Source organism: Pseudocitrobacter corydidari (genome assembly GCF_021172065.1).
GTDB lineage: Bacteria > Pseudomonadota > Gammaproteobacteria > Enterobacterales > Enterobacteriaceae > Pseudocitrobacter > Pseudocitrobacter corydidari.
In genome coordinates this window covers 836,478-853,816 of record NZ_CP087880.1, presented here as the reverse complement: position 1 = coordinate 853,816, position 17,339 = coordinate 836,478, and the positions used below count along the sequence as shown (strand labels likewise).

The window sequence follows — 17,339 nt, the reverse complement described above, 5'->3', positions numbered from 1 at the left end:
TATTCCCTTAATGATTAACTGTGAACATTCACGGCACCGTGCGCCGCCGGCGTCTGCGACGAGACAATCTCGCCTTCGTCATTAAATTCATTACGCTGCTTGCCGTGGAAGCACAGCCAGCCGATAACCATCCCGGCCACCACGATTGCGGTTAACAGACAGTAGAGAACGATGGGCCCGGCAGTCAGCAGTACCGGCGTGACAAACGCCAGCAGGCCGCAGGTCAGACGCGCGACGCCCACGATGACGCCCTGCGCGGTGGCGCGCAGCATGGTAGGAAACGACTCCTGTGCCCACACTTTCATGATCCCTTCAAAGGCAAAACCGGTGCCGATGTTGGTGAACAGCAGGCAGCAGAACCAGGAGAGCGGCGAGAAGTTGAGCAGTACCGGCGTGAAATAGCCCACCGACATCATCGCTGCGCCGAAGATAAAGAACGGAATACGTTTTGTGGTATCAACGATGCGCATAAACATCAGGCCCGATGCCACGCTCACAGGCAGAATCAGCAGCCCCCACAGCGAGTTGGTACTGACCGAAATACCCACCACGTTCACGGCAACATAGGTCCCAAACTGCCCGCCGGTATTCGCCGCCAGGTTGGTAAAGGTGTAGAACGCGCACAGGGAGAGGAACGGCCAGAAGTATTTTTTATCCAGCAGATCGCGCCAGCCGTTTTTCTGCGCGCGAACGGTTGCCACGCCGCGACGCAGTTCATCGCGCGCCACCAGCCACAAGGGCGACTCAGGAATTGACCAGCGCAATACCAGCAGCACCAGCGCAACCAGTCCGACATGCAGATACATAATCTGCGCGCCGACTTTGCCCCAGTCGCCCACGATGGCGGAGATCCCCATCGTCGCACCAATCCCCACTAACCACAGCAGGTTAGACAGGCCGATAATTTTGCCGCGATTATTGTCATCTGCCGCTTCGGAAATGGTCGCCAGGGAAACCGGTAAATCCGCCCCGGTTGCCAGCCCGACGAGCAGCGTGCCGATAACCAGGAATGGGAAGCTCAGGCCAAAGGCCATTGCCAGCGTGCCGATCAAAATCATCGCCATCGTGATAATAAAAACATTACGTCGGCCGATACGGTCACCCAGTCGGCCACCGCAAAATGCCCCGGCAGCAATACTGAGGGTTAATAACCCCGACAGAATGCCGATTTCCAGCGCGGTAATACCAATCGTTTTTTGATAAATAACCAGCGCGGTTCCGTTTGATACAATTGCCGCAGAGTCTATATATGATGCCATTCCTGACACCACCCCTACATACCAGGGGTTTGGTGTTTTATTTTTTGACATAATAATTCCTTAATTCAGAGCGAGTCGGGAGACACACCAACGCCTCTCGACCGGGGAGTGAAATATTTTTATTTTGTTATTAGCCTGAAATTAAATTGCCGTTAGAATCCGCAAATGCAGTTCCCGCTCATGACTGGGAGAATAATTAAAATAACGTTTGTAGGATTCTGTTAACCGAATACCATTCATAAATCCGCAGCGTACGGCAATTTCACTCACGGTTTTATCCGTGGTGCGTAGCATCTCCTGTGCTTTCAATAATCGATATAACATCTGAAATCTGACCGGTGTATACCCGGTGATTCGCTTGATAAAACGAAATAGTGTGCGTCTGGCAATACCGTTTTCATCACTGACCGCGTTCCAGTCCAGATGACGCAGGCTGCTGGTTTTGAGGGTCCGAATCAGGTTTGCCCGCCCTCTCTCCTCGGCGCTTAGCGCGCGCGGTTGCTGGCCGCAGTGGCATAGCGCATTAATGATATTGAAAAATGCGGCTTCGATGGTTGAAAAATAGAGCACATCATAGTCGCTGTCATTACGCGAGATGATCTCCTGGCTCCAGCGTGAAATATCTTCCAGCACCGCCGAGGTTAAAGTCATTTCGTCTTGTCGTAACAGGTTTTCTTTCACCCGTTCCAACAGCAGATCCATTTGCTGTAAAAAATAAAAACTTCTGACACGGCGCACCAGAATATTAATCACGGAAAGATTATTGGTTGAGACATAACTGTGCGTGTCATTTGTCGTCACCAGAAAAAAGTCACCCGCACAAATAAATCGCACCTCATCATTGATGATATGAAAACCACTCCCGTTGCGGACAATAACAATTTCGTCAAAATCGTGACCGTGCACGCCTTCCATCAATTGATGATTCATTGAAAAAAGGCAAAAAGTATGTTTTTCAGAGAGAAAGAATTCATTATCCCGTAAAATTCGCATAGCCCCTCCTGTTTTATTAAAGACAAGCACGCCGCCTTAATAAAGAATAAGGTTGTATACAATTAATATTAACTAATCTTGCGCTGGAGACTATTTAACCGCATTAATTATGACAAGTCTATATAGAAGAGTGACACTCAGACGTAAGCCGCTGTGACCTCGGCGTCATTTCGGGGAAAGAGGAGACCTAATAATTATGAATGGCAGCTTCGCGTTATCCGACATACCTGAAAGTACGCCGGGCAAGCGAAGCGCCCCCGGCAACCATCAGAAGCCTAAACTGTCCAGCAAATCGTCAACCTGATCCTGGCTTGCGACCACACCCGCTTTCGAGGTGTCCACCTGTGGGCCGTTGAGCAGGCTTTCGTTTTCACGTTTTGTGCGTGACGCAGGCTCCGGCATATTCTCCAGCAGCACCATTAACAACTGGCGCTCAATCTCCTGGATAACATCCATCATCCGCTTGATAACCTGTCCGGTGAGATCCTGGAAATCCTGCGCCATCATAATTTCCAGTAGCTGGGCATTGGTAAAACGGGTGTGCTCCGGCACATCGCGCAGATACTGGCGCGTGTCGGTGACCAGCTCACGCGCGTCCGTTAGCGCGATCGGGTTTTCAAACCAAGCATCCCAGCGCGTACTCAGCGCGTTCGCATTTTTCTCAAGCGCGTCCTGGTGCGGCTGCGATGCCTCGACGCTGTTCAGCGCGCGTTCGGCGGCCTGCGCGGTCATCTGCACCACATAGTCCAGACGATCGCGCGCATCAGGGATCGCTTCCGCCGCTTCAGCAATCGCTTGATCAAGCCCCAGTTCGCGCAGGCTGTCGCGCAGCATGCGGGTCAGGCTGCCGATACGCGCAATGATATCCGCAGCAGAATGTTCATCATCGGGCTTAATGGGGGGGTGTATCATGGTCATCTCCTCACATGCCCAGCTTCTCGAAAATCTTATTCAGCTTTTCTTCCAGCGTCGCAGCGGTAAACGGCTTCACCACATAGCCGCTGGCACCAGCCTGCGCGGCGGCAATAATGTTCTCTTTTTTGGCTTCTGCGGTCACCATCAGCACCGGCAGCGCAGCCATTGCGCCATCACCGCGAATGGTTTTCAGCAGATCCAGCCCGTCCATGTTCGGCATGTTCCAGTCAGAAATCACAAAGCCAAAGCCGCCCGTCTGCAATTTATTCAGCGCATCTACACCGTCTTCCGCTTCTTCGACATTATTGAAGCCGAGTTCTTTAAGCAGGTTACGCACGATGCGGCGCATGGTGGAAAAGTCATCCACAACCAAAAACTTAAGCTCTTTATCCGCCATTCACTTCTCTCCTGTTATATACGTATTGCCTGTCCGGCACTGATTTTGGCCAGCATTTGCTGGCTTATCTGACTGAGATCGACCACTTCGCTGACGCCACCCATATTGATGGCTTCGCGCGGCATGCCGAACACCACACAACTGGCTTCGTTCTGGGCAATGGTCCAGGCACCCGCCTGGCGCATCTCCCGCATTCCTGCCGCACCGTCGTTACCCATCCCGGTGAGGATCACGCCAACGGCATTGCGCCCTGCGTGCTGAGCAACGGAGTGAAACAACACATCCACCGACGGGCGATGGCGATTCACCGCCGGTCCGTCGTGAATTTTGATTTGATAGTTCGCCCCGCTGCGTGCCAGCTCAAGATGACGATCGCCCGGTGCGATATAGGCATGTCCTGGCAAGACGCGTTCGCCGTCTTCCGCTTCTTTCACGCCAATCTGGCACAGCTTATTGAGTCGGTCGGCAAAAGATCGGGTAAAGCCCGGCGGCATATGCTGGGTGATCAATAACGCCGGGCTGGTCACCGGCAGTGGTTGCAGCACATGGCGAATCGCCTCTGTTCCACCGGTCGATGCACCAATAGCAATCAGCTTTTCCGAGCTCAGCAATGGCCCGCTTTTTAAGGTGGTCGGTGCGGCTAACGTTTTATGCGCGGAAATTTGCGCCCGCGCCGCCGCGCGCACTTTGTCGGCAATCATTTCGCTGTAGGCCAGCATCCCTTCGCGGATACCCAGCTGTGGTTTGGTGACAAAATCCACCGCCCCCAGCTCCAGCGCGCGCAGTGTCACTTCCGAACCTTTGCCGGTTAGCGAGGAGACCATCACCACCGGCATCGGACGCAGGCGCATCAGCTTCTCTAGAAAATCGAGGCCATCCATGCGCGGCATCTCGACATCGAGCGTCAGAACGTCGGGGTTAAATTTTTTGATCAGATCGCGCGCCACCAGCGGATCTGGCGCAGTAGCAATCATCTCCATATCGCTGTGGCTGTTGATAATCTCGGTCATGATTTGCCGCATCAGCGCGGAATCATCCACCGACAGCACCCTGATTTTACTCATGCGTTTTCCTTACCCAGCGCGTAAACCGTTTGCCCCCGCAGGCTGAATTCATGCACGAGGTGGCTAAAGTTCTCCGAATGCCCGGCAAACAGTAATCCGCCCGGTTTAAGCAGCGGAATAAAGCGGCGGAGGATCGCCTGCTGGGTCGCCTTATCAAAATAGATCATCACGTTACGACAAAAAATCGCATCGAATGGCCCCGGTACGTTGTAGTGTCTTTCCAGCAAATTGACGCTGGAGAAATCTACAAAATTGCTCAGTTCCGGGCGCACTTTCACCAGCCCGGCATGCGGGCCGGTGCCGCGCATAAACCAGTTTTGTAGCTGCTGATGTGTCAGCGTTTTCAACTCTTCCTGCCGATAGATGCCGGCCTGCGCTTTGTTCAGCACTTCCGTATCAATATCGCTGGCGTGCACTCGCCAGCGTCCCGGCGCGTTGCCAAGCGTCTGGGCGAGCGTCATCGCAATGGAATAAGGTTCCTCGCCCGTCGAGGCCGCCGCACTCCAGACCCGGTATTCGCCACGCCGTTTTGCCGCGTGCTCAGCAAGCGTTGGGAAATGGTGCGCCTCACGGAAGAAAGCCGTGAGGTTGGTGGTGAGCGAATTAATAAATGCCTGCCATTCGGTGCTTTCGGTATTCCCCTCCAGCAACGATAAATAGTGACCAAAGTCATCAAGCCCGAGCGTGCGTAAGCGCCTTACCAGGCGGTTGTAGACCATATCGCGCTTGTGATCCGCCAGCACAATACCTGCGCGCTGGTGGATCAATTGGCTTATCCGACGAAACTGGGCGTCGGACAGCTCGAGGCGCTGCGTCATCGGTGTAGTTAACGACGAGGGAATAGATGTCATAGCGCCTTCTTTCATTACTTTCAGGAAACCGCAGGCTGTGCGTTCGGCACAACTCGCTCAGGAGAAACGGTATTCAGTTCTTCAATCTTAAACACAGACACCAGCGTGGTGAGCGTGTCCGCCTGCCCGGTCAACTGCTCCGTTGCGGCGGCCCCCTCTTCCACCAGCGCGGCATTTTGCTGCGTCACCTGATCCATCTGGCTGACCGCAAGCGCGACCTGCTCAATGCCGCGACGCTGTTCATCCGACGCCGAGGCAATCTCGCCCATGATGTCGTTGACCTGGGTAACCGAGTGGACAATTTCGCCCATCGTTTTCGCAGCGGTATCTACCAGTGCCGATCCTTCCTGCACGCGAGCCACCGACTCTTCAATCAATACTTTGATCTCTTTCGCCGCCTGAGCGCTGCGGCTTGCCAGGTTACGCACCTCACCCGCCACCACCGCAAACCCGCGCCCCTGTTCACCCGCGCGTGCCGCTTCTACCGCTGCGTTAAGGGCCAGAATGTTGGTCTGGAAAGCGATGCCGTCGATGACGCTGATAATGTCGCCAATTTTCTGCGAACTGGTGGCAATGCTTTGCATGGTGTGAGCAACGTTTGATGCCTGTTCGCCCCCCTGCCTTGCCGTGTGCGCCGCGTTGCTGGCGAGTTCGGACGCCTGACGCGCGTTGTCGGCGTTCTGCCCGACTGTCGCGGTAAGCTGTTCCATGCTGGCCGCCGTTTCCGCCAGCGATGCCGCCTGCTGTTCGGTACGCGACGAGAGATCGTTGTTGCCTGCGGCGATTTCGGAAATGCCCGTATGCATGGCGTAGCTACTTTGACGAACCTGGCTTACGGTGTTGCGCAACGCATCCTGCATCGCCTTCAGCCCGGCGAAAATGGCGCTGATTTCGTTTTTACCGTACACCGCAATCGGGCGTGCAAGGTCGCCTTTGGCAATGCTGTCAAAATGGTCGCTGACTATCTTCAGAGGTGACACAATCATTCGCCGCGACCACAGCAGAGAGCCTGCCGTAATCAGCACCGCCAGCACCACCATGGTAAGGAACATTAGCTGTGAACGCTGATAATCACGCTGACTTTCCGCCCGCGCATCATCAATATAGGCGTCGATGTGGCGCTGCCAGCCCTGGTAATCTGCATCAAATCTGGCCTGCATTTTTTGTACCGGCGAGCCAAGAAAATCGGCAAGCTGATTGGTTTCAAGCCAGGTGGCCTGATGCTCGAGGCCGTTACGCCAGGCGCTGAAGCTGGCTTCCGTCCGCTCGCCCAACTGGCGCGACTCGGTGGATCGCTGCTCAATCGATTTAAAGGCAGCAAATTCGCTGTCGGCCAGTTTGAGCGCCTGTCGCGCGTCTACCATTCCGGCTTTGATTTCATCAAGCGGATAGCCCAGCGCGGTCAGCGTGCCCGTGCGATTCAACACCTGGCTGGTCTGTAATAGTGCCGCACGCGCCGCCATCAACGAACTGAGCTGCTGGCCGCTGTGTTCAATTTGCTCAAGGTTTTGTTGGCCGTCGCGAAAGGCCCAGAAAGAGAGGCCGTTGCTGCCAATCTGTAACAGGCCGCAAATAATCAAAATCAAAAACAACGTGGTCGAAATGCGAATACGAGTAAACATCACCACTCCTGTTACGCAGGCAAACGCGCCTGACACAAATTAAAAGGTTTCCCAGTTTTCTTCTGAACGCGCGACGGCAGGTTGTACGACTGGGGCCGACGCTGTTTTAAGCGAGGCTACCGCGCGCGCGGACGACGCCAGGCGAAACGCGCTAACGGCTTCGCTCAGCTTCCCGGCCTGCTCTTCCAGCGCCGCCGCCGCTGCCGCCGATTCTTCAACCAGCGCGGCGTTTTGCTGCGTCACTTTGTCCATTTCGGTGACCGCCAGCGCGACCTGGTCTATCCCGCGGCTCTGCTCATCAGAAGCGGAAGAGATTTCGCCCATAATGTCGGTGACGCGCGTAACGGCGCTGACAATCTCATGCATGGTTTCCCCGGCACTTTCCACCAGCCGGGAACCGGCATCCACGCGCTCGACGGAGTTGTCGATCAGCGCTTTAATCTCTTTTGCCGCCTGAGCGCTACGGCTCGCCAGGTTGCGCACTTCTCCGGCCACCACGGCAAATCCCCGCCCTTGCTCGCCCGCGCGTGCCGCCTCCACGGCGGCGTTCAGCGCCAGAATGTTGGTCTGGAAGGCGATGCCATCAATGACGCTGGTGATGTCAGCAATTTTCTGCGAGCTTCCCGCGATGTCGTGCATGGTGCTGACCACGTTATCGACTACGTCACCGCCGCGTCGCGCCGTTTGCGAAGCGCTTTGCGCCAGCCGTGAGGCCTGACGCGCGTTGTCGGCATTCTGTTTTACCGTCGCGGTAAGCTGCTCCATGCTGGCGGCGGTCTCTTCCAGCGAGGCGGATTGTTGTTCAGTGCGTGAAGAGAGGTCGTTATTTCCGGCGGCAATTTCGCTGGTACCGCTATAAATGGCATCGGTGCCCTCGCGAACGCGGGTAACCGTGTCAATTAACGCGTGCTGCATGTGATTGACGGTATCCGCCAGTTGGGTGAGTTCATTACGCCCTTTCAGAGACAGCGCGGGCGTCAGGTCGCCGTTAGCGATGTGGCGAATATGCGTCATGACATGGTTAAGCGGCGTCAACAGAATACGGCGAATACCAAACCACACCGCCAGTAGCACCGCCGCCAGCACCAGCGCCAGAATCATTAACTGCCAGCGGGCAAACTGATAATCATGGCTGCTGGTTGTAAAGGCCTGCTGATACAGCGATTCACTTTGCGCACGATACACACCCATCGCCTCGCCCATGGCGTTCTGTTTGCCCTGGGTCGGCTGGGCAAAATAGGCGTCCATATTCCCCTGCTCCAGGAAACCAATCAGCTCCTGTAAGGCGGCGAAATAGTCCTGAGTTTGTTGCGCAACACGCTGGCTGACCTGCGCCATTTCCGGCTCAACCGCCGCCTGATTAAATCGTGTGATATGCGCCTGAGCCTGCGCCAGCGTTGATTTGGCATTCTTCAGTAAATCGTTTTTGGCGCTGCTTTGAAGGTTGCTGGTATCCATCATCATGCGCGCCGAGGAGCGGCTGAGGTTGATACGCGTTTGCAGCATCAGGTCCCAGGCGTCTGTCAGCTCGGACTGCTGGGTACGCAGGGCGTTAGAGAGCGCAAAACTGTGCTGGTTTTGCGAAAGAGACGAAAAAAGCAATCCCCCGGAGAGCAGCTGCAAAAGTGCGAAGACGACCAGCACCAACATCAGCAGGGTGACAACGCGGATACGGTTTAACATACAACACCTTCTCGATGACGTGATATCGGTGTTATCGGCAAGGAGAAGTGAAACTTTAAGCAGAGAAACAGGACTTCCCCGCACGAATGCGCAAAATTACAACATTCTCGATAAACCCTAAAAAATAGTTGTAAATCTGTCCGCTTTAATCCAATTTATACTACGAATGAATTAATGGAATTACATAATAAAAAATCATTGATCATCATGTTAATTATTCGTTACACGACGGGGAAATATTAAGTGGCAAACGCAAATAAACTCACGGTATTTATCGTGATTTTCATGCTGGCGGGGATTCTCACCGGCGCAATGATCCATTCCTACGCATCAGCAGACTCCATCACCGCATGGTCCGATAACATCACCCTTCTCACCGATATCTTCCTGCGACTCATTAAAATGGTTATCGCCCCGTTAGTATTCAGTACGCTGACCGTGGGGATTATGCGTCTGGGTGAAACCTCGACAATTGGTCGCGTTGGCGGGAAAGCCATGGTGTGGTTTATCAGCTCATCTGTGCTGTCCATCCTGGTGGGGCTGTTTATCGTCACCCTGGAGCAACCGGGTAGTGGCCTGAACCTTGCCATTCCGGTTGATGCGGTTGAGACCGGCATCTCCACCAGTAGCATGTCGCTGAAAGCGTTTCTGGCACATACCATCCCCACCAGTATCGCGGGCGCAATGGCCGATAACGAGATCCTGCAAATTGTGGTCTTCTCGATGTTCTTCGGCATTGGCGGCGCATCGTTGGGGCAGAAATTCAACGCACCGCTGGTTGCCGCGCTGGACGTGGTTTCGCACATTATGCTGAAGGTGACGGGCTATGTGATGTATGTGGCTCCGCTGGCGATTTTCGCCGCCATCTCGTCGGTTATCGCCAAAGAAGGTCTCGGCATTTTGCTGAACTACGCCTCTTTCATTGGTGGTTATTATCTGGCGATTGTGCTCACCTGCCTGGTGCTGATAGGCGTCGGTTACATGGTGCTGAAGAAAGATATTTTCCGCCTGGTCAATATGCTTAAAGATCCGGTGCTGGTCGCTTTCACCACCAGTAGCTCTGAAGCGGCCTATCCAAAAACGCTGGAACAACTGGCGAAATTTGGTTGCTCTCCTAACATCGTATCTTTCGTTCTGCCGATCGGTTACTCCTTTAACCTGGTGGGGTCGATGGTGTACTGCTCGTTTGCGTCGATGTTTATCGCGCAGGCCTACAATATTCAGCTGAGCTTCTCTGAAATTACCGTATTGATGCTGACGCTGATGCTGGCGTCAAAAGGTATCGCCGGGGTTCCGCGCTCTGCGCTGGTGGTGCTGGCGGCGACCATTCCAAGCTTTAACATTCCTGTGGCCGGGATCCTGCTGCTGATGGGGATTGACCACTTCCTCGATATGGGGCGTTCCGCAATCAACGTGCTGGGTAACGGCGTGGCGGCGGCGATGCTGTCACAGAATGAAGGGATGCTGAGCGAAGGCGAAGCGGAAGAAGTGGAACAGCAGGAAGTGCAGGCATAACGCAAGCGGCGTTATGCGGGATTGCCGGATGGCGGCTACGCCTTATCCGGCCTACAAATCGCACCGCCCCCGTAGGCCGGATAAGCGCAGCGCCATCCGGCATTACACAAACCGCACCTACCCGTAGGCCGGATAAGCGCAGCGCATCCGGCATTGCACAAACCGCACCCACCACGTAGGCCGGATAAGCAAAGCGCCATCCGGCATTACACAAACCGCACCAACCCGTAGGCCGGATAAGCGCAGCACATCCGGCATTACACAAACCGCACCTGCCCGTAGGCCGGATAAGCGCAGCGCCATCCGGCATTACACAAACCGCACCCAACCCGTAGGCCGGATAAGCGCAGCGCCATCCGGCATTACACAAACCGCACCCAACCCGTAGGCCGGATAAGCAAAGCGCCATCCGGCATTACACAAACCGCACCCAACCCGTAGGCCGGATAAGCGCAGCGCCATCCGGCATTATATTCGCACAGTAGCGACAGGCATCACGCAGCTTGCGTCGCCGTACTGTCCAGCAGCGCCATCTCATCACTGCTCAACAACTTCTCAATATTCACCAGAATCAACATGCGGTCGCCCAGCGCGCCCAGCCCGGTCAAATACTCCGTCGACAGCGTGACGGCGAATTCCGGCGCGGGGCGAATTTGGTCCGCCGCAAGGGACAGCACGTCAGACACACCGTCCACCACAATGCCCACCACCCGCTGACCGAGATTCAACACAATCACTACCGTATTGTCGTTGTACTCCACGTCCTGCTGGCTGAACTTTACGCGCAGGTCGACAATCGGCACAATCACGCCGCGTAAATTGGTGACGCCTTTAATAAACGCAGGCGTATTGGCGATGCGAGTTACCTGATCGTAACCGCGAATTTCCTGCACTTTCAGAATATCGATACCGTACTCTTCATCACCAAGGGTAAAAACCAAAAACTCCTGGCCCGATGGCTCGCCCGCCAGTTTTGCTACGCTATTCATACCGGTCATAATATTTCCTTCTTGTTTCAGGCGGCGATGTACGCCAGACGTTTTTCACGATTAAGACTTTGCAGGGCGGCAACATCCACAATCAGCGCCACGCTGCCGTCACCGAGAATGGTGGCAGCGGAAATGCCCGGCACTTTGCGATAGTTACTCTCCAGGTTTTTCACCACCACCTGATGCTGACCAATGAGCTGATCGACCAGCAGCGCATAGCGTCGCCCGGCGCTTTGCAGAATGACCACAATGCCCTGCGTCGCTTCGGTTTTGGCCCCCTGCACATCAAACACTTTCCACAGTTCTACCAGCGGCAGGTATTCACCGCGCACTTCCAGCACGCGCTCCCCGCCCGCCAGCGGGTGCAAATCTTCGTCGCGCGGCTGGAGCGATTCCATCACCGCATTCAGCGGCAGAATAAAGACTTCGTCGCATACCTTCACGGACATGCCGTCGAGGATTGCCAGCGTCAGCGGCAGCAGAATACGAATGGTGGTGCCCGTGCCCTGTTTCGATTGAATCTCGACGTGGCCGCCCATCTCCTGGATATTGCGTTTCACCACATCCATGCCCACGCCGCGCCCGGAAACGTCCGTCACCTGCTCGGCGGTCGAGAATCCTGGCGCAAAGATGAGCATCCCCACTTCGTCGTCGGTCATGTTGTCGTGAACCGCCAGCCCCTGCGAGAGCGCTTTTGCCAGAATGCGCTCGCGGTTCAGCCCTGCACCATCGTCGGTCACTTCGATACAGATATTGCCGCCCTGATGCTCCGCCGACAGAATAAGATTGCCGACCTCTGATTTTCCTGCGGCGATACGTGTTTCCGGCAGTTCAATGCCGTGATCCAGGCTGTTGCGCACCAGGTGCGTCAGCGGGTCAATAATTCTCTCAATCAGGCTTTTGTCGAGTTCGGTTGAACTGCCCTGCAGTGTGAGCTCAACCTGTTTACCGAGCTTGCTCGCCAGGTCACGCACCAGACGCGGGAAGCGGCTAAATACGTACTCCATCGGCATCATACGAATGGACATCACCGATTCCTGCAAGTCACGGGCGTTACGCTGTAGCTGGCCCATGCTGGTGATGAGGTCGCCATGCTGCACCGGGTCGAGTTCCGTCGAGCGTTGCGCCAGCATCGACTGGGTGATCACCAGTTCCCCCACCAGGTTGATAAGTTGATCAACCTTCTCAACGGCAACGCGAATGCTGGTCGATTCGCTGGCGCGCGCCGGTTTTTCGCGTTCTGCGCGTGCGGGCGCGACGGGCACCAAAGTCGGTGCAACTGCGGGTTTGCTCTCTTCAGGCTCTTCAGCAAGCTCGCTATCAAACGAAATTTGATCCGCCTCGATAACAAAACAGAGCACCGCCACGATATCGTCCTGATTCACATCCCCTTCCAGGGTCGCGCTCAGGCTATCAACGCCCAGCGTGACGTCGCTAAGCGTCGCAAGGTTTCGGAGCTCTTCCTGGAGCATCTCCGGCTCGCCGGGTTTCAGGCGTGAAAGGGTGATCCGTGAATTTCCCGGCAGTGGGTCCGCTTTCTCGACTACGGTCAACCGGGTCGCGGGCGGCACGCTCTCGCCTTTGGCTTCCAGCGCCAGCTGACGCAGCGCCTGGCAGATGTATTCAAAACTGGCGGCATCCGGCTCCTGCGAGCTTTTATAGGCGTCGAGCTGTTCCTGCATAATATCTTTGGTTTCCAAAAACAGGTTGATAATGTCGGTATTGAGCGGCATTTCCCCTCGACGCGCATCGTCGAGCAGGTTCTCCATTAAATGGGTCGTTTCCTGCAACACAGAAAAACCGAAGGTGCCCGCTCCTCCTTTGATGGAGTGCGCCGCCCGAAAGATGGCGTTCATCTGTTCGGTGTCGGGATCTGACGGGACAAGATCCAGCAGGTGCTGCTCCATGTCCGCCAACAGTTCGTCGGCTTCATCAAAGAAAGTCTGATAAAAATCGCTGATATCCATGCTCACGCAATCACCTCTGATCGGATTGTGGCGGTGTTGGGCTTTGTGTCGCTGACGGCGACGGTAATGCACTTAACGGTTCGTTCTGGCTCTGCGCGTTCTCGTTCAGAATCGCCTGCTCGGCCTGGTTGTTGAGCACCAGCAAACTGATGCGGCGGTTAATAGCGTCATCGCCACCATGGCTGGATAGGCGCATGGTGTTTGCCATACCCACCACGCGCAGTACTTTGCCTTCACTCAGCCCGCCAATCACCAGCTCACGCCGGGAAGCGTTCGCGCGATCCGCCGAGAGTTCCCAGTTGCTGTATCCGCGCTCGCCGCCCGCATAGGGATAATCGTCCGTATGTCCGGATAGGCTGATTTTATTAGGAATTTCATTCAGCACCGGGGCGATACCGCGCAGGATATCGCGCATATACGGCTCCACCTCGGCACTGCCGGTTTTAAACATTGGCCTGTTCTGGCTGTCGATAATTTGAATGCGTAAGCCTTCCTGAACGAGGTCAATCTTCAGGTGCGGACGCAGGGCCCTCAGTTTGGGATCGGCCTCAATTAGCTGGTCCAGTTCGCCGCGAATGCGCTTCAGGCGGTTGGTTTCCATCCGTTTTTTCAGTTCATCCATGTTGGGCTGTTTATTCACCTCGCCCTGCTGCTGGGTGACGTCATCCCCACCGCCGGGGATCGGGCTGTCGCTGTTGGAAATCCGCGGGCCGCCCACCACAGCCGTTGCCAGCGGCGTACGGAAGTACTCGGCAATTTGAATAAGCTCTTTAGGGCTGGAGATGGAAATCAGCCACATCACCAGAAAGAAGGCCATCATGGCGGTCATAAAATCGGCGTAGGCAATCTTCCACGATCCGTGACCGCCTCCGCCATGCGATTTGGCTTTGCGTCTTTTGACGACGACGATCGGGTGCGACTGATTTTTCATGCGTCCTCGGTTGTGGCTTGCTGCGCCGTCGGGTTACGCACCGCGCGCACATGCTCTTCCAGTTCAACAAACGACGGACGCTCGCTGGTGTAGAGTGTTTTACGGCCAAATTCGACCGCGATCGGCGGCGCGTACCCGTTGAGATTCGAGAGCAGCGTAATTTTGACGCACTGCATCATTTTGGTGGTTTCTGCGCTTTTTTGTCTGAGCACGCTGGCTAACGGCGAGACAAACCCATAAGCCAAAAGAATACCGAGGAACGTCCCCACCATGGCGTGGGCGATTAATGCACCCAGTTCTGCCGCCGGGCGATCCGCCGAACCGAGTGCGTGTACCACGCCCATCACCGCCGCCACGATGCCAAAGGCCGGTAATGAGTCGCCTACCAGCGCCAGGCTGTTGGCGGGAACTTCGCTTTCGCTCTCGAAGGTTTCAATTTCCTCGTCCATCAGCGCTTCAATTTCGAAGGTATTCATATTGCCGCTGATGATAAGTCGCAGATAATCGACGATGAAATCCAGCATGACGCTGTCGGCAAGAATGCGCGGATAGCTGGCGAAGATTTCACTTTCGCGCGGGTTTTCTATATCGCGTTCGAGCGAGAACATCCCCTGCTGGCGCGACTTGGCCATCAGGCGATAGAGCAGCGCCAGCAGATCCATATACATGGTTTTGGTGTATTTTGAGCGGCGAAAAAGCAGCGGCAGCGCTTTAAGTGTGCCCTTAATCGCTTTCCCGTTGTTACCGACGATAAACGCGCCGACGCCAGCTCCCCCGATAATAATCAGTTCAGCGGGTTGATACAGTGCCCCAAGGTGCCCGCCGGTCATGGCATAACCGCCGAATACTGTCCCGATGACGACCAGGTAACCGATTAAGATAAGCACGTTTCATCCTTCCACTGTTGACCAGGCTGAAGGACAGATAAAAGCGTCGCCGAACGACAGGCAAAAAAAAGCAGCGGTCACGGGCCCCGCTGCTGGAGTGTTTGCCACACCGTTCCGGCTAAACAGCTTGCTCTATCTGTTCATCCAGCAGTTGTGGATTACTATCGGCAGCGTTGTCGGAAAGTTTACGTCTTTTTACGGCGCGTGATGGCGGCTGGCACAGACTGCAAACGAAGCTGCCCACCGGTTGATGTGCGTGAGTGATAAAATTACCGCCGCAGCTGTTGCAGTGCGACAGTTCCAGCAGGCCGCTTTCAACGAAGCGCACCAGCGTCCAGGCGCGGGTCAGCGCCAGTAGCGGGGCTTCATCCTGGGCCGGGCACTGTTCAAGATAGAGCCGATAAGCCTTAATGACGGCGTCGACGCCTGAACACAGGCCGGTGCTGAGAAGAAATTGCCAGGCATTGCAGAACATGGAAGAGTGGATATTCTGCTCCCACGTCATAAACCAGTCAGTGGAAAATGGCAGCATCCCTTTCGGTGGCGGACTGCCGCGCAGCTCTTTATAGAGCTTAATCAGGCGACCACGGCTCAGCTGCGTTTCACTTTCCAGCATCTGCAAACGCGCGCCCAGGGTAATCAGCTCCATCGCAAGCTGAATGTCCCGGGCTTCCTGGACAATACTTTTTTCGCTCATGCTCAGGCCCTTTTCTTACGGCCGGAATCAGCGGTCTGGCTGGCGTCGTTCAGTAAACGCGTAGAAAGAAGAATACCGGTGTGGATCTGTTGCAGGTCGTCGACCCGAGAATCCTGTGTGAGTTGAGTGATGGTTTGATGACTGTCAAAACGGAACTGGCAAACCAGTTGATTGGTTTCCGCCAGTTTTACCATCTGCGGAAGCGTCAGTTCACCCAGCGTGGTGGCCATCTCTTCATTAATACCCAGGCGAAACATGGCTGAAGCTTTATCCTGACCGATCAGCCGTTGCGCAAGAAGTAGATAGGACAAATTGATGTCATAGATATGTTTTAGCAACTCGGATGTATGCATTTTCCCCATCCCGAATAACCAACTATTGTTTTAATGCGGTTAAACCGCACACCCCGTGATGTCGTCGGGAAATCCCGATAAAAAAAGAAATGGCTGAAATGCATAGCCGATGCTGATTGAAATATCGGCGAGTGCGCTTCACGTTATGAAGCAACAAATTTAAACATTTCTTACAAATGACTAAGAATTTTCCTAAATCCACGCAACTTTACCCGCCAGCTATGACACATACAATCTGGCCTTAGGGTAAATTTAGGAATTATGTGATTTATGTCACATAATCTACCTGAATGTTAATCGTCAATCCATCAGATTACATTGCCATTTGAATAGTTATTAATCAAATGAGCCATTTTTCTATTCTTCAGGGACGAATATTCATTCAAAAGTGAAAAGAGTAAGTCATGCCTCGAGGAACCATAGATGAGAGAGGATTGACAACGGGCACGATGAATCGCTTAGCACCGGAGATTATAAATTTATATCTTAAATTCATACAATTAAATAAAATTAGCATTTGCATAATCACCTAATTAAATCATTTTCCTTTTGTTAATCACTTTCAACTATGGGTTAAGTGATTACTATAACTTAAGGAAAGTAGTTACATTCTCAGCATAATTTGCAACACGCCCACTTTTTACACTATTCCGAACATAAGAATAATTAATGCATATGTTGAAGCAGCTCACAGTTACGTTTGAAGCCATCCTTGCAGTCAGGCGGCAAAAAGAGTATGAGCTTAAATAAGGTTAGTGAAGTGTCCTGCAAGGAGGTCTGATGCCTTACTCTCACCTGTTAGTGGCGGTAGCGCCAACGCCTGAAAGCCACGCGCTGTTACGCAAGGCAGTTTCGATTGCCCGCCCGGTTAATGCCCGCGTCAGCCTGATCACGTTCTCAACCGATCCGGAAATGTATAACCAGCTGGCCGCGCCAATGATGGAGAATCTGCGTGAATTAATGCAGGAGGAGACACAGCAGTTTCTTGATACGCTGGTAGAACAAGCCGAATACCCCATCTGGAAAACCCAAATTGCCAGCGGCGAATTGTGTGAAAGTATTAAATCCTGGTGTCAGCACTACCAGGTCGATTTAGTCATCTGCGGGAACCACAATCAAAGCTTTTTCTCGCGTGCCACCTGCTCAGCGAAGAATATCGTCGGCAGCAGCTGCGCCGACGTTTTACTTGTGACGTTGTAACATTCCCTGTGTGACG

16 protein-coding genes are annotated in these 17,339 nt (G+C 54.2%); 2 read left to right on the top strand and 14 right to left on the bottom strand.

Annotated elements, in window-relative coordinates:
* Nucleotides 1-14 precede the first annotated feature (14 nt).
* From G163CM_RS03945 to tar, 8 genes are all read right to left on the bottom strand, one after another.
* Nucleotides 15-1,259, bottom strand: a complete 1,245-nt coding sequence (locus G163CM_RS03945) for an MFS transporter (protein ID WP_231826987.1) — start codon at nucleotides 1,257-1,259, stop codon at nucleotides 15-17.
* A 141-nt stretch (nucleotides 1,260-1,400) separates the two neighbouring features.
* Complete coding sequence (locus G163CM_RS03940) at nucleotides 1,401-2,252, bottom strand: helix-turn-helix domain-containing protein (RefSeq protein WP_231826986.1); 852 nt, start codon at nucleotides 2,250-2,252, stop codon at nucleotides 1,401-1,403.
* Between the two features lie 267 nt (nucleotides 2,253-2,519).
* Nucleotides 2,520-3,164, bottom strand: a complete 645-nt coding sequence (gene cheZ / locus G163CM_RS03935; RefSeq protein WP_231826985.1) for a protein phosphatase CheZ — start codon at nucleotides 3,162-3,164, stop codon at nucleotides 2,520-2,522.
* A gap of 10 nt (nucleotides 3,165-3,174) precedes the next feature.
* Nucleotides 3,175-3,564, bottom strand: coding sequence for a chemotaxis response regulator CheY (gene cheY, locus G163CM_RS03930; RefSeq protein WP_231826984.1), 390 nt, complete (start codon nucleotides 3,562-3,564; stop codon nucleotides 3,175-3,177).
* 14 nt (nucleotides 3,565-3,578) lie between these two features.
* A complete protein-coding gene (locus tag G163CM_RS03925; protein ID WP_231826983.1) occupies nucleotides 3,579-4,628 on the bottom strand; it encodes a protein-glutamate methylesterase/protein-glutamine glutaminase in 1,050 nt (349 codons plus the stop codon).
* A complete protein-coding gene (gene cheR / locus G163CM_RS03920) occupies nucleotides 4,625-5,479 on the bottom strand; it encodes a protein-glutamate O-methyltransferase CheR (protein ID WP_015963999.1) in 855 nt (284 codons plus the stop codon). Before cheR ends, G163CM_RS03925 begins: the two co-directional genes overlap by 4 nt.
* A gap of 20 nt (nucleotides 5,480-5,499) precedes the next feature.
* Nucleotides 5,500-7,101 (bottom strand): methyl-accepting chemotaxis protein, encoded by a 1,602-nt coding sequence (locus G163CM_RS03915; protein ID WP_231826982.1) that lies wholly within the window; start codon nucleotides 7,099-7,101, stop codon nucleotides 5,500-5,502.
* 39 nt (nucleotides 7,102-7,140) lie between these two features.
* Nucleotides 7,141-8,784: a methyl-accepting chemotaxis protein II gene (tar, locus tag G163CM_RS03910; protein ID WP_231826981.1), complete on the bottom strand. Its 1,644-nt coding sequence runs from the start codon at nucleotides 8,782-8,784 to the stop codon at nucleotides 7,141-7,143.
* Nucleotides 8,785-9,027: 243 nt separating this feature from the next.
* Between tar and G163CM_RS03905 the strand changes: the two genes are divergently transcribed.
* A complete protein-coding gene (locus tag G163CM_RS03905; protein ID WP_231826980.1) occupies nucleotides 9,028-10,299 on the top strand; it encodes a dicarboxylate/amino acid:cation symporter in 1,272 nt (423 codons plus the stop codon).
* Between the two features lie 494 nt (nucleotides 10,300-10,793).
* Here the strand turns inward: G163CM_RS03905 and cheW are convergent, their stop codons facing one another.
* From cheW to flhD, 6 genes are all read right to left on the bottom strand, one after another.
* Nucleotides 10,794-11,297, bottom strand: coding sequence for a chemotaxis protein CheW (gene cheW / locus G163CM_RS03900; RefSeq protein ID WP_015963995.1), 504 nt, complete (start codon nucleotides 11,295-11,297; stop codon nucleotides 10,794-10,796).
* 17 nt (nucleotides 11,298-11,314) lie between these two features.
* On the bottom strand, nucleotides 11,315-13,261 hold the full coding sequence (gene cheA / locus G163CM_RS03895; RefSeq protein WP_231826979.1) for a chemotaxis protein CheA: 1,947 nt from the start codon (nucleotides 13,259-13,261) through the stop codon (nucleotides 11,315-11,317).
* Nucleotides 13,262-13,265: 4 nt separating this feature from the next.
* A complete protein-coding gene (motB, locus tag G163CM_RS03890) occupies nucleotides 13,266-14,186 on the bottom strand; it encodes a flagellar motor protein MotB (RefSeq protein WP_231826978.1) in 921 nt (306 codons plus the stop codon).
* Nucleotides 14,183-15,073 (bottom strand): flagellar motor stator protein MotA, encoded by an 891-nt coding sequence (motA, locus tag G163CM_RS03885; RefSeq protein WP_015963992.1) that lies wholly within the window; start codon nucleotides 15,071-15,073, stop codon nucleotides 14,183-14,185. Before motA ends, motB begins: the two co-directional genes overlap by 4 nt.
* A gap of 118 nt (nucleotides 15,074-15,191) precedes the next feature.
* Complete coding sequence (flhC, locus tag G163CM_RS03880; protein WP_015963991.1) at nucleotides 15,192-15,770, bottom strand: flagellar transcriptional regulator FlhC; 579 nt, start codon at nucleotides 15,768-15,770, stop codon at nucleotides 15,192-15,194.
* A 2-nt stretch (nucleotides 15,771-15,772) separates the two neighbouring features.
* Nucleotides 15,773-16,123 (bottom strand): flagellar transcriptional regulator FlhD, encoded by a 351-nt coding sequence (gene flhD / locus G163CM_RS03875; RefSeq protein WP_149462848.1) that lies wholly within the window; start codon nucleotides 16,121-16,123, stop codon nucleotides 15,773-15,775.
* A 780-nt stretch (nucleotides 16,124-16,903) separates the two neighbouring features.
* Between flhD and uspC the strand changes: the two genes are divergently transcribed.
* Nucleotides 16,904-17,323, top strand: coding sequence for a universal stress protein UspC (gene uspC / locus G163CM_RS03870; RefSeq protein WP_231826977.1), 420 nt, complete (start codon nucleotides 16,904-16,906; stop codon nucleotides 17,321-17,323).
* Nucleotides 17,324-17,339: the final 16 nt, after the last annotated feature.